General features: G+C 36.8%; 13 protein-coding genes and 1 riboswitch. Of the genes, 6 read left to right on the top strand and 7 right to left on the bottom strand.

What is annotated here, in order from left to right; genetic code table 11:
• Positions 1–12 precede the first annotated feature (12 nt).
• The 3 genes from J4771_RS13220 to J4771_RS11885 are packed head-to-tail and all read right to left on the bottom strand — an operon-like array spanning position 13 to position 1,526.
• Entirely contained in the window at positions 13–144 is a 132-nt protein-coding gene (locus J4771_RS13220; protein WP_262900174.1) for a hypothetical protein, read from the bottom strand.
• A 47-nt stretch (positions 145–191) separates the two neighbouring features.
• Positions 192–542, bottom strand: a complete 351-nt coding sequence (locus J4771_RS11890; RefSeq protein WP_224135211.1) for a hypothetical protein — start codon at positions 540–542, stop codon at positions 192–194.
• A gap of 9 nt (positions 543–551) precedes the next feature.
• Positions 552–1,526, bottom strand: coding sequence for a ribonucleotide-diphosphate reductase subunit beta (locus tag J4771_RS11885; RefSeq protein WP_224135210.1), 975 nt, complete (start codon positions 1,524–1,526; stop codon positions 552–554).
• 424 nt (positions 1,527–1,950) lie between these two features.
• Between J4771_RS11885 and J4771_RS11880 the strand changes: the two genes are divergently transcribed.
• The 4 genes from J4771_RS11880 (at position 1,951) to J4771_RS11865 (ending at position 6,672) form a co-directional block, all read left to right on the top strand.
• Positions 1,951–2,643 carry an ABC transporter ATP-binding protein gene (locus J4771_RS11880; protein WP_224135209.1) on the top strand — a complete coding sequence of 231 codons (693 nt, stop codon included), beginning with the start codon at positions 1,951–1,953 and terminating at the stop codon, positions 2,641–2,643.
• 140 nt (positions 2,644–2,783) lie between these two features.
• Positions 2,784–4,013, top strand: a complete 1,230-nt coding sequence (locus J4771_RS11875) for an ABC transporter permease (RefSeq protein ID WP_224135208.1) — start codon at positions 2,784–2,786, stop codon at positions 4,011–4,013.
• 120 nt (positions 4,014–4,133) lie between these two features.
• The gene (locus J4771_RS11870) at positions 4,134–5,402 is read left to right on the top strand and encodes an ABC transporter permease (RefSeq protein WP_224135207.1); all 1,269 of its coding nucleotides are present in this window, start codon (positions 4,134–4,136) and stop codon (positions 5,400–5,402) included.
• A gap of 76 nt (positions 5,403–5,478) precedes the next feature.
• Positions 5,479–6,672: an efflux RND transporter periplasmic adaptor subunit gene (locus tag J4771_RS11865; RefSeq protein ID WP_224135206.1), complete on the top strand. Its 1,194-nt coding sequence runs from the start codon at positions 5,479–5,481 to the stop codon at positions 6,670–6,672.
• Positions 6,673–6,737: 65 nt separating this feature from the next.
• On the opposite strand, the gene J4771_RS11860 is transcribed toward J4771_RS11865, so the two are convergent.
• Both J4771_RS11860 and J4771_RS11855 read right to left on the bottom strand, forming a co-directional pair.
• A complete protein-coding gene (locus tag J4771_RS11860; protein WP_224135205.1) occupies positions 6,738–7,412 on the bottom strand; it encodes a hypothetical protein in 675 nt (224 codons plus the stop codon).
• Positions 7,413–7,452: 40 nt separating this feature from the next.
• Positions 7,453–8,097: an HD domain-containing protein gene (locus J4771_RS11855; RefSeq protein WP_224135204.1), complete on the bottom strand. Its 645-nt coding sequence runs from the start codon at positions 8,095–8,097 to the stop codon at positions 7,453–7,455.
• Positions 8,098–8,314: 217 nt separating this feature from the next.
• Between J4771_RS11855 and J4771_RS11850 the strand changes: the two genes are divergently transcribed.
• Positions 8,315–8,869, top strand: coding sequence for a fasciclin domain-containing protein (locus J4771_RS11850; RefSeq protein WP_224135203.1), 555 nt, complete (start codon positions 8,315–8,317; stop codon positions 8,867–8,869).
• An 82-nt stretch (positions 8,870–8,951) separates the two neighbouring features.
• On the opposite strand, the gene J4771_RS11845 is transcribed toward J4771_RS11850, so the two are convergent.
• Positions 8,952–10,166 carry a hypothetical protein gene (locus J4771_RS11845; protein WP_224135202.1) on the bottom strand — a complete coding sequence of 405 codons (1,215 nt, stop codon included), beginning with the start codon at positions 10,164–10,166 and terminating at the stop codon, positions 8,952–8,954.
• Complete coding sequence (locus J4771_RS11840; protein ID WP_224135201.1) at positions 10,166–10,762, bottom strand: Crp/Fnr family transcriptional regulator; 597 nt, start codon at positions 10,760–10,762, stop codon at positions 10,166–10,168. The genes J4771_RS11845 and J4771_RS11840 overlap by 1 nt, the downstream gene beginning before the upstream one ends.
• 203 nt (positions 10,763–10,965) lie before the next feature.
• On the opposite strand from J4771_RS11840, the gene ppk1 reads away from it, so the two are divergent.
• Positions 10,966–13,029 carry a polyphosphate kinase 1 gene (gene ppk1 / locus J4771_RS11835; protein WP_224135200.1) on the top strand — a complete coding sequence of 688 codons (2,064 nt, stop codon included), beginning with the start codon at positions 10,966–10,968 and terminating at the stop codon, positions 13,027–13,029.
• A gap of 257 nt (positions 13,030–13,286) precedes the next feature.
• Positions 13,287–13,489, top strand: a riboswitch (cobalamin riboswitch).
• Positions 13,490–13,517: the final 28 nt, after the last annotated feature.

The following is a 13,517-nucleotide window of genomic DNA, read 5'->3' as shown; positions in this document are numbered from 1 at the left end:
CTCAACCTTTTTCTACCCACATTTCGCGGCTTCGCCGCTCCCCAAATATTTATTCAAGCCTTTTCCTACAAAACTTAACGTATCCTCCGCTTCAAAAAATTTCAATAAATTTTGGATAAAGCCAAAAGAACTTTCATTCTTCATAAAAACGGGTTAAAACCCGTTCCTATTGATAAATCTAATTTATAAACTCATTGACGCTCACTTCGCTCGCGCCAAAATGAGTTTAATCTTTCCAACATTAAATTTTTATCTCTTTCAAAATTGAATCCTAATCTTATATCTGAAAAATTGGAAGGACTAGTTTTGCCTATCAATTTTTCGGATTGATAACTTGCAATCCAAAAATCGAAACCTTCTTTGTCAATTGATTTATATTCTTTACCAAAATGATTCAAAATAAGATAATTAGAATCACTAATTTTTTTATAATACAAATCATAATTTGTACAATATGTTCCTATCTTATCAACTGTTCTCTTAAATCCTTCTGCTCTCAAAAAATTCAAAACCGTCGAAATATTTTCACCATTTGTATTCATTAGCATAAATTAAAACAAATCATTCTCCGTAATACTCTTATCATGCTTCGTATAATCTACCGGTCTTTTTGCAAAGAAATCATCCAATGAATTGGCGAAAACTTCTTCCTCGAACCAAACCATTGGTCGGTATTGTTCCGGAGTTACGTTGTAGCGTGTCTTCATGCCGATTTTTTTCAAACTGTCATCAACACGGTATTTCATGAAGTTCAGCAAATCTTCTTTCGAGAAGTTATCCAATTCGCCCAACTCGAAAATCCAATCCAAGATTTCTTCTTCTACAGTGATGGAATGGTCCACCAAAGTGTAGATGTCTTCTATATCAGAATCGGTCAACAATTCCGGTTGCTCTTCACGAATTTTGTTGATTAAATAAATTCCTGCATTGGCGTGGATTTGCTCATCAACGGAAGTCCACGCAATAATGTTGGACACGTTCTTCATATAACCTTTAAATCTCGTGAACGATAAAATAATCGCAAATTGAGAGAACAAAGAAACATTTTCAATCAAAATACTGAACAAGAGAAGCGACGAAACATATTCTTTCGGTGTCGCAGAATTGGCGTGCTTTAATACATTAGAAAGAAAATCGATTCTCTTTTTAATGGCGGGAATTTCTACCACTCTTGTAAACTCATCGTTGTAGCCCAAAACTTCCAACAATCTTGAATACGCTTCAGAATGGCGAAACTCACATTCCGCGAAAGTTGCGCCCAATCCGTTCAGTTCCGGTTTCGGCATGTGGTTGTAAAGATTCCCCCAAAAAGTTTTTACAGAAACCTCGATTTGAGCGATGGCCAAGAGAGCGTGTTTTACCGCCACTTTTTCGTGCGGTTCAAGTTGCGAGTGAAAATCCTGTACATCCGCAGTGAAATCTACTTCGGAATGTACCCAAAATGATTTGTTAATCGCTTCCACGAACTGCAAAATTTCCGGATATTCAAACGGCTTGTAACTTACTCTTTTGTCAAAAATTCCCATGTCTTAATTGGTTTTAAAAAAAATATTATTGACTCCTGTGGAAAAACTTTGCACTTCACATAACTCTCTGATTTAAAATAATTTAAATTAAAAAATTATCCACAAAAATTGATTGATTTTCCTTATAGGAGGCGAAAACAAAAATAGAGAATAAGGTTCTATTAAAAAAATGGAAATAGTCAAAACACTGAGTTTTAACATCAAAAGTTTTCCACAATGACACGTAACTTGCGTCCCTATTGCTTTTATCAAAAATCTTATCCCAAATTGCCTGAAAGCAAACTTTAGACATTAAACAAACATAAAAAAAGGCTTTTAATAACGGAATAAATCGTTAAACAATTATTATTGTAAAATCTAGAAACTCGCGATTGTAACAAACAAATATTTTTTTCTACTAATATTTTTAAATAAATGTCACTTAATGTTAGTAATTAAGGATCTGCACAAATCTTATGACACCGGGAAAAGCAAACTTCATGTCTTGAAGGGAATCGATCTTGTCATCAACGAAGGCGAATTTGTTTCCATTATGGGAAGTTCCGGTTCCGGAAAATCAACTTTACTCAATATCATCGGGATTTTGGATGAAAAAGATGAGGGAATTTATGAACTCGACGGAATCCCCATCGAACATTTATCCGAAGTAAAAGCCGCAGAATATCGCAGTAAATTTTTGGGATTTATTTTTCAAAGTTTCAACCTTATCGGTTACAAAACGGCTTTGGAAAATGTGGCACTACCGCTTTATTATCAAAATGTTTCAAGAAAAGAACGAAATCTAAAAGCTTTGGAATATCTTGACAAGGTAGGTTTAAAAGCTTGGGCAGATCATTTACCGAACGAACTTTCCGGCGGACAAAAACAAAGAGTTGCGATTGCAAGAGCTTTAATTACAGATCCAAAAGTAATTCTTGCCGATGAACCAACCGGAGCTTTGGATTCCAAAACAACGTACGACATTATGAAACTTCTGCAGGAAATCAACCGCGAAGGTAAAACCATCATCGTCGTAACGCACGAACCGGATGTCGCTGCAGAAACGAAAAGAAACGTCATTTTAAAAGACGGCGTGATTGAGAGTGATGAGTTTATTGAACAGAGAGTTTTAGCTTAAGAGCCAGGTAAAAAGAGCCAAGAGCCAAGTTCAGAATAATAATTGAAAAATAAAGTACTTAAAATAAATCAAAGTCAAGGCAACAGTATTAAAGCGTAAAACATGACTCTTTTTACTTGTTACTTGGCTCTTCCAAAAATATGTTTGATTTAGACCGATGGCAAGAAATTTTCAGCTCAATCCGCAGTAATGTATTGCGGACGGTACTTTCCGGCTTTACCGTTGCGCTTGGTCTTTATATTTTCATCGTGCTTTTTGGGATCGGAAATGGTTTGCAGAATGCTTTTCAGGAAGGTTTTACAAGAGATGCACAAAATTTAATCAGTATTTCCACAGGAAGAACCACCATCGCTTTTGATGGTTTACAATCCGACCGGGAAGTGACTTTAAATAATGAAGATTACGACGCCATCATCAATTCCGATCCTGAAAAAGTGCAATATTCGACACCAAGATATTCCACCAATTTAATGGTAAAATACGGCAAAGAAAGTGGAACTTATCAAATCAGCGGTGCAAATCAGGACGAAGTGAAAATTGAAAACCGTAAACTTTTGAACGGACGATTTATTTCTCCCGGAGATATTGACAGAAAGCAAAATGTTGCCGTAATCGGAAGGATGGTTCAGCGTGATTTAATTAAAAACGGCGATCCTGTCGGAAAAGATTTAGATATTAATGGAAGTTTTTTCAAAGTGATTGGTGTTTTCGCTGACGACGGTGGAGATTGGGATGAACGAATGATCAGCGTTCCGATTTCGACTTTGCAGCAGATGAAAAAAGGTTCCGATACGGTGAGTACCGTTTTCATCGCCTATTCTGAAAATATGAAACCCGAAGAAGCCATTAAATATGGTGAAAAACTTAAAAAAGAAGTCAAGGCAAGGAAAAAAGTTTCTCCTGATGACGAAAATGCGGTGTATGTAAACAATCGTGCAGAAGGTTTGAAAGATTCATTTCTGTTTCTTTTCGTCATTACTTTAATTGTAGGTTTTATTGGATTGGGAACTCTTCTGGCGGGAATTATCGGCATAAGTAATATCATGGTTTATATCGTGAAAGAACGAACTCAAGAAATTGGCGTAAGAAAAGCAATCGGCGCAAAACCAAAGAGTATCGTCGCCTTAATCATGCAGGAAAGTATCGTCATCACGGTAATTTCAGGATTAATCGGAGTCGGATTAGGAGTTTTAACGCTTTCACTAATTGGCGACAGCTTAGAAAAATATTTCATCAAAGATCCAAGTGTTGGATGGGGATTAATTATCGCCGCATTTATGAGTCTCGTTATTTCAGGACTGATTGCAGGATTTGTTCCCGCGTATCGAGCAAGTAAGATTAAACCGATTGAAGCGTTGCGTGCCGAATAAAAGAGCTAATCCGACTTCATCGAGATTCCTCGTTCCTCGGAATGACAGAGCCAAGTGAAAGTCAAACAAAATCAAATAACATCAAACAATTTCAAACTTTAAACCTTAAACCATAAAGCCGTGAACATCATCTTCAAACTCGACACATGGCAGGAAATTTATCATTCACTAAAGAATAATAAACTCCGCACTTTTCTCACCATGATTGGCGTGGGTTGGGGAATGTTCTTGTTTGTGAGTTTACTCGGTGCAGCGAAAGGAATGGAAAATGGTTTTGATAAATTATTTTCAGGTTTTGCGACGAACTCTATTTTTATGTGGGCGCAAAATACTTCGATTCCTTATGACGGTTTTCCCAAAGGCAGAAAGACCGAACTTCGACTTCCCGATATCGACCTTCTCGAACGAAAAATTCCTGAAATCGACTATATTTCTCCACAAAACTCAAGAGGGAATTTCGGAAGTCCACCCGAACAAATGTCGCGCGGTGGAAAAACTGCCTCCTATACTTTGACCGGCGATTATCCGATTGGGAACAAGATTTCAGAGAAAAAACTCATTTACGGAAGATACATTAACGATGCCGATGTTTCTGCCAATAAAAATGTGGCGGTAATTGGTGAAGAAGTTTATAAAAATTTCTTCGATGCTAAAAAGAATGAAAATCCGCTCGGAAAATCGTTCAATATTAAAGGAATATTCTTCAACGTCATCGGTGTTTTTAAAGTGAAAGGAAATGGTGGAATGAACAATGACAAAACAGTTTTCATCCCACTTTCAACTTATACAAAAATGTATAATGATGGTGATAAAGTCGGTTTCTTTGCCATCGTAAGTAAACCTGATGCAGATTTGAACATCGTGGAAAATGAAGCCAAAAGTGTTTTGAAAGAAAAATACAACGTTTCACCCGACGACACGAATGCTTTCGGAAGTTTCAACCTCGGAAAAGAATTCGGAAAACTCACAGGATTTTTAACGGGAATGCAGCTTTTAACAATTATCGTGGGAACTTTAACCATTTTAGCGGGAGTGATTGCGATTTCAAACATCCTTTTAATTACCGTAAAGGAACGAACCAAAGAAATCGGAATTCGCCGTGCTTTAGGAGCGAAACCTTCGGAAGTTCGAAATCAAATCCTCTTGGAAAGTGTGGTGATTACGCTGACTTCGGGAATTTTGGGATTTATTTTTGGGATTTTACTTTTAATGGTGGTGAGTGTTTTCACTAAAGATCAGGATTCGTTTCCATTTTATAATCCGACGGTAAATTACGGACAGGTTTTCGCAGCAATGGCGATTATGGTGGTTCTCGGATTGGTGATCGGAATGATTCCTGCGCAAAGAGCAGTGAAAATTCGCCCTATTGAAGCGCTTCGATCTGAATAAGTAATGAGCAATGAACAATAAGTTATAAGTAATAAAAATAAATTCAAATTTGAAACTTGAAACAAAAATAGACTATATGAAAAAGAAGTTCACCCTTAAAAAAGCACTTTATATCTTTCTCGGATTGATTTTTGCGATTGCACTTTTTGCGGGAATCAGTTACCTTATAAAATCCAATTCCAAGGAAAGCGAATCCTTTTTGACCAAAAAACCTGAAGTCAAAAATATGGACGATAAAGTGATGGCAACCGGAAAAATTGTTCCACGGGAGGAAATCGAAATTAAACCGAACATGTCCGGAATTATCGACAAAGTTTTGGTGAGCGAAGGTGACAACGTTTCCGCAGGTCAATTGGTGGCGACATTGCGAATTGTTCCGAGTGTGCAAAATGTGAATGCGGCGCAACAGGAAATCAATAATGCCAATTTGCAAATCAGCAACGCAAGAATGAATGTGGATAATCAGCAGAAACAATTTGCGATGCAGCAAAGATTGTACAGTCAAGGTGTCATTTCAAAGCAAGAATTCTTGAATGCGCAACAGCAATTACATTCTACGCAACAAAGTTTGAGAAATGCGCAACAGCAACTTCAAACTGCACAAAAAAATCTACAGATTGCAAGAACAGGTGCAACTCCGGAATTGGCAGGTTTAGCAACGACGCAAATTCGTTCCAAAGCCAACGGAACTGTTCTGGATGTTCCCGTGAAAGTCGGAAGTCAAGTGATTGAAGCCAACTCTTTTAATGCGGGAACCACGATTTGCTCGATTGCAGATTTGAATTCATTAATTTTCCAAGGAACAATTGATGAAGCTCAAGCTGGAAAACTGAAGGAAGGAATGAACATGAACGTGTTGATTGGAGCCCTTCAAAACAAATCTTTTCCGGGACGTGTAACGATGATTGCACCAAAAGGAAAAGAAGAAAACGGAACCATCAAATTCCCAATCGAAGGAGATGTTTTCAATAAAACTCAAGAATATATTCGTGCAGGATTTTCTGCAAACGGCGAAATTATTTTGAGCTCACAAAAAAATGCCTTGCTTCTGGATGAATCTTTAATTCAATATGAAAAAGTAAACGGAAAAGATTCGCCATTCGTGGAAGTAAAACAACCGGATGGAAAATTCAAAAAAGTGAATGTAAAACTTGGCGCGAGTGATGGAATCAACGTTCAGATTTTATCGGGATTAACCAAAGATTCTGAAGTAAAGGTTTGGAATCCGAGCGATAAAGATAAAGAGGCGCTGAAAGAAAAGAAAAAGTAACGACTTTTAAAGAATCGATAGATTCAAAAGTTTGCTTCACTTCGTGCGCAATGACAGTCCCGAAATTAACTCGGGATTTTTTTTGTTTTTGCTCTTCGGAAAAGGAGTGCGAAATTGAGGTACAAAAGCAGCAAATCTAGCGTAATCCAAACCGAGGTTTTGATGTTTTCCAATTTCATTTCGTCAATCAAGGTTTTTGCTTTTGAAGAAAGTTTTGCACTTTGGATGATGTAGTTGTTCACCTCAATAATCTGATCCATATTTTTGTTGGGAACTGAATGCTGCGAAAAATAGGCAAGATTTTTCTTTCCCATATAACCTGCAACCCAAAACTCATCAGAATGATCCATATCTAAATATTCGATCCGGTAAAAATTGCTTCGGATGCTCCCTAAATGTTGGGTTTTATACTGATTGTCATCGGTCACTTTTACAATATAAAAATCAAGCGGAAAAGGTAATTTATTAACGAGTTGAACCGTTAACGAATCCTCCAAAAAATTGCTTAAGCTCTTTGTGATAAAATAGTAAGTGAAAACTCCTGTTGTCACTATAACCACGGCAATTCTGAAAATTTTTGCCCAGTTCTTAAATGCTCCGCTCTTCATTACCGAAAAAAGCAGGGCAAAACAGAGCAGGATAAACAGCAGAAAAAACAGATAAAACATGAGGTAAAGATAAGGATTTTGCGGGAAGATGGATGTTGGTAGATGAAAGTTAGATGAAGCTTCGATTTTCAATGAAAGTAAAGTTAATTACTCATTGCTAAATACTCACTGCTCATGTCACGTTCCATTCTTTGTAGAATTCATCGAGGAATTTTTGCATAAAGTCGTGTCGTTCCTGTGCAAGTTCTTTTCCTTTTTCGGTATTCATCAAATCTTTCAGCAACAACAATTTTTCATAAAAATGATTAATAGTTGTTCCCTCATTTTTTTTGTATTCTTCTTTAGTCATATTGAGTTTTGGTGGAATTTCAGGATGATACATCAAATTATTTTTAAAGCCGCCGAAATTAAAAGTTCGCGCAATTCCTATTGCTCCAATCGCATCGAGGCGGTCTGCATCCTGAACGATTTTTAATTCAATTGGCAAATCTTTTGGCGCTTCTCCCCTATTTTTAAAGGAAATATTTTGGATGATGAATAAAACCTGTTCAATGATTGCATTAGAAACATTTTGATTCTCGAGAAAATCCTGTGAAATTTTTAAAGCCAAAGTTTCGTTACCTCCATGAAATTTTGGGTCTGCAATATCGTGCAGTAGAGCAGAAAGTTCCACCACTTCTAAATTACAGTTTTCAGTTTCCGCAATTTTTTTGGAAAGTTTCCACACTCTTTCAATGTGAAACCAATCGTGACCGGCTTCTGCTCCGTGGAGTTTTTCTTTCACGAAATCTATGGTGCAGCTTATCAAATGATTCATGCTAAAAGTAATATTTGCCGCAAAAATAGTCTTTTTAAAAATTGGTAAAACTTTCCTGACATGATCATCTTACGAAATGACAAATATCACATTTACAAGCTTCTATATATGACTGCGGTCATATCAAATCACTCGCGAATCTCTCTAATTTTATATCAAAATAAAAGCAGGTGAAATGATTTCATCTGTTCAAAAAAAAAAACAAAAAATTAAACAGATGAAAAAGTCAATTCTTATTTTAAGCATGGTTGGTTTTGCGCTTGTTTCCTGCAAAAAGAATGAGGCAACCGCAACCACGGATTCCGCAACGACTACAGAATCGGTAGGTCAAGGACAAGAAGGTGTTCAAGACGATGTTTCCAATCCAAACATCGTTCAGTTAGCTGTAAAAAATCCTGATTTATCAACTTTGGTAAAAGCTGTTCAAACGGCAGGTTTAGCTACTTCTTTGAGTAACGCAGGTCCTTTCACCGTTTTTGCGCCGTTAAATTCCGCGTTCGACAAACTTCCAAAAGGAACAGTTGAAGATTTACTAAAGCCCGAAAACAACGGCAAACTGACCGATATTTTAGGACACCACACGTATGTTGGCGTAATTAAAGAAGATCAAATGAGCGATGGACAAACCTTAGGAATGGTGGATGGAAAAAATATCACCATCAAAATGGTCGACGGTAAACCAACCATCAACGGAAAAGCAAAAATTGTTGCGACAGTTCCCGCTTCCAACGGAATAGTTTACGCGGTGGATGAAGTGATTTTACCTGAATAAAGGAATTCTTAGTTTATTAAATTTAATGTTGAACGGCTTTCAGTTTTTGCTGAAAGCCGTTTTTTTCAGATTAATTAAAAAATCAGTCAGATTGCCTGTCTTTCAAATTCAAGAAAATAATGAGCAGGGAAACCATCATCAAAACCGAAAACAGCAGCAGAAAATGATTTGCAAATGGAATCGCGATATATTTAATGGAGAAAATCCCCATTAAACCCAACATGGCTTCATTTAGGAAAATCCCCAAAAGCAGAAGTTTTAAACCAAACAAAAGCGGTTTGGTAATATTGAAAAAATTCGTCGCTAAAATTTGATTAACCAAAAAAGTCGCAATACACATCAGCAAAACCAAATGCAGATACGCAATCACAATATTTCTGAAGCCAAACGCAAACTGATTCACCGCGGGAATATTGGAACCCAGCTGTAAAGCAATTTTTACGGCAAATGCAAATCCCGCAAAAATCAAAACGAAACGCTGCATTGGCGACCATTTCAACACCAAATTCGTCCAACTTTTTTTCACAAAATCATACAACATCACCGCTCCGAAAGTTTGCGCTAGAGTCGCAATCACAATCACAACGAAAACATAAATCGGCATCTTCATCCACAACACAGAAAGTCCGTAACCAATCAAACAGCCGAAAAACATCAGCCAAAAAAGCAGTTTATTTTTCTTTTCGGAAATCCCAGAACCTGCTTCCTTCAAAGAAAACAACAACAAACCGATGCAGGAAAAAATGAAGAAACCGTTGTACTGGTAATGAAGATAATAATATTCAGAAGCCAAAAACTTGTCCATTGTCATGCTATTCGTAGATTTCATGTATCCCAAATTGATAACGCCGACTGAAGAAATCACCGCAAAAAACAATCCACCCAAAAACCAGATTTTTGATGCATCATGAATTTTTTTAGAATCCTGAATAAAGAAAAAGAAAAATACAAAACTGCCCAGTAATGCAATGGCAGACGCTAAGATCGATCCCCAAAAATAACTTCCATACATAAAAGTTACAAGCATAGCGAAAGACGCAAGCAGATTGACGACAATTAAAGCTTCATATTTTTTCAAATTAATTTCAGGATTTACTTTTCTTAAATAATAAGCGATCAAAACATAAATTGCATTGGTAATCCAACCATAAAACGCAAAATGCGAATGTGCTTGCTGCAAATGTTTCTGATCCAAAAAAGGAAATGAATACGCGATTTTATAACGCATAATAACGCCGAGAAGCGCTACCAAAAAGAAATTAAAAATAGAAAATTTCAGCCAAAAGGTTCTTTGCATTAAAAATAAATTTTATGATTGATAAGTTCAATTTTTTCCTCGCGTTCCATCTTTTTCACTGTGCGAATCACGGTTTCTATCGCTAATCCTGTAGAATTAGCCATCTCCTTTCGGGTGACATCGATCATGGTTTTTTCACAAGGTTCGATACCGAGACTCCGCTTGTAATGCTTAAGGAAATTGATGATTCGTTCGTTAGGATTTTGATGAACGATGGACTTCATCTTCATCGTTTTGTTGTAGGCTTTTTTGGCAATTTCTTTCGTAAAATCAAACAAAGATTCTGGATTATCGAGCATGAATTTTTTAAAATTCTCTTCGCTAAATCTAAAAATCTCCGCAGTATCACTTGCAATTACAGCGTTTGCGGGATATCTTTCGCCCAACAGAAAAGGCGGTTCGCCGAGGAAATGATGAGAAGATACTTTTTCAATCAAAAATTCCTTTCCCTCCGAATCGGTGTTGTAGATTTTGATTTCACCTTCTGCTAAGTAAAAAAGATTCGCAGCCTTTTCATCCTCGCGGAAAAGGGTGTCCTTTTTTTTCAGGTGCAAAACAGCAACCTTATTTTTCAACAGAATTTCGCGTGAAAACATACTTTTAGTTTCACCAAAGTTAACGAAATTTAAGATGTGCGCCTATGACTGTAATCATACTTTCTTGAGGAGAAATGAGCAATGAGTAATGAGCAATAGTTGAAACTCGTATCTCGCAACTCTTACCAATATTAAATTTTTCAGAGGCTGTTTGACTTTGTCGGCAAATTCTCTATTTTTGAGAAATCTAATAAAAATCGAAAATGCCGAATCAGTTTAATCCGAGAGATATTACGTGGCTTGCCTTTAATGAGAGGGTTTTACAGGAAGCAATGGACGAAAATGTGCCGCTCCATTTGAGAATACGTTTTTTGGGAATTTTCTCCAATAATTTGGATGAGTTTTTTCGAGTTCGTGTTGCAGGTTTGAAGCGTGCGATGGATTTTAAGGATAAATTTATTACCGAATCTTTTTATCAGCCTCCGACAAAGATTTTGCAGAATATTAATGAAATCGTCATAAAACAACAGCAGAATTTCGACAAGACTTGGAGGAAAATCCAAATTGAAATGGCGGAACAAAAGGTTTTCATTAAAACTTCCAAAAACCTTACTCCTGAACAAAAAATTTTCGTCCGAAAATATTTTGACGAAGTGGTGGAAAGCAATGTGATTCCTATCCTTCTCCACGAAAATGTTCCGATGCCTTATTTGAGGGACAAATCGCTCTATCTCGGAATTGCAATGCGAAAAAAAAAATGGCAATACGAAAGTAAATTTGCAATTATTGAAATTCCTTCCCGAATTGTCGGAAGATTCGTTTTGCTTCCTTCCGAAGATAAAGACGAAAAAAATGTGATGCTTTTGGAAGATGTAATTACATTTAATCTTCCGCATATTTTTTCGTATTTCGGTTACGACGATTTCGAGGCAAATTGCTTTAAAGTCACTAAAGATGCAGAATTCGATTTAGATAACGACATCAAAACCACACTTGCCGAAAAAATTGAAAAAGGCATCAAATCCCGAAGAAAAGGGAAACCGACACGATTTGTTTTCGATAAGGAAATGGATAAAGCGCTTTTAGAATTTCTCATTAGAAAACTGAATTTAACCAAAAAAGACAGCATTATTCCTGGTGGAAAAATTCATAATTTTCGCCATTTCATGGATTTTCCCGATGTTTTTAAAGCCTATAAAAAACCCGAAGAACGAACCTCTTTCGACCATCCCGAATTTGTGGGAAAAAGAATAACCGACGTTATTCTGAAACATGATGTTCTGCTCACTTTTCCTTACCATACTTATACACCCGTTATCGATTTGATGCGTGAAGCAGCGATGGATCCCGAAGTGAAATCCATTCAGATTACAGCATATCGATTGGCAAGCAATTCCAAAATTGTGAATGCTTTGATCAACGCAGCAAGAAACGGAAAAGAAGTTACGGTGATGCTCGAATTGCGTGCAAGATTCGATGAAGAAAGCAATTTGGAATGGAAAGAAATTTTGGAACAGGAAGGCGTAAAAGTTTTGATGGGAATTCCCAACAAAAAAGTTCATGCAAAATTGTGTGTCATCAAGAAAAGAGTTCACAACAAAACGATTCAGTACGGATTTGTAAGTACGGGAAATTTCAATGAGAAGACAGCGAAAATTTACGGCGACCATTTGTTGATGACTTCGGACAGAGCAATTATGGCAGATATCAATAAAGTTTTCAATGTGTTGAGAAAACCGAAAGACGATATTATTCCGGTCTTGAAAACTTGTAAAAATCTGTTGGTTTGTCCACAGTTTATGCGTGAAAAAATCATCCACCACATCGACAAAGAAATCGAAGAGGCAAAAGCAGGAAGAAAAGCGGAAATGATTATTAAAGCCAATTCATTGAGTGACAGGAATTTAATTACCAAACTTTACGAGGCCGCAAAAGCAGGAGTAGTCATTAAAATGATTATCCGCGGAATTTATTGTGCCGTAAATCAGAAGGAATTTAAAGAGAAAATTCAGGCAATCAGTATTGTTGACGAGTATTTGGAACATGCAAGAGTAATGTATTTTTATAACAAAGGAAGCGAAGACCTTTACATTTCTTCCGCCGACTGGATGACTAGAAACCTCGATTATCGAATTGAAGCTGCCGCAAAAATCACCCAAAAAAATCTGAAAAAAGAAATCAAAGATATTTTAGAAATTCAGTTAAGCGACAATGTGAAAGCGAGAATTCTCGACAAAAAACTTAGGAACGAATACGTGGAAACGGGCAAAAAACCCATCCGTTCGCAGATTGAGACGTATCATTATTTGAAAAGTAAAAGTTCGTAGGTGCAATTGGTCATCATGCAGATTTTTGGAAGTGAGGGATTTTTTAGGGGAACTTGGAGCGGCGGCTTCGCCGCCGCTCCAGGTTCCCCACTACACTGATAAAAAAGTCATTCCGAGCAAAGCGAGGAATCTCTTATCACAAAACACTTTCTGCAACTAGAAAACTTTTTTTTAAATAAGTATTTCAAAATCTCAGAAGCCGAAACTCGCATCTCGAACCTCGTACCACTTTTTGTAATTTCCATTTCGTAATTCGTACTTTAAATCCTATCTTTGTACCACTTTCGGAAAAGGGAATCGCGTGAAATCCGCGAACTGTCCCCGCAACTGTAAATCACGAGAAGTCTGAAGTCCGAAGACCGAAGACGGAATTAAAATTTTCAACAAACAATCCATTGCGAAAAGCGAGAAGGAGTTGAAAAGTGAAAGTCAGGAGACCTTGCTGAAAGTTAACTTTAAATTAAAAAAACTTTCGGAGGAAAAGTTCT

It is taken from the genome of Candidatus Kaistella beijingensis, from assembly GCF_020084865.1.
GTDB classification, from domain to species: Bacteria; Bacteroidota; Bacteroidia; order Flavobacteriales; family Weeksellaceae; genus Kaistella; species Kaistella beijingensis.
This window is presented reverse-complemented; position numbering and strand designations above follow the sequence as displayed.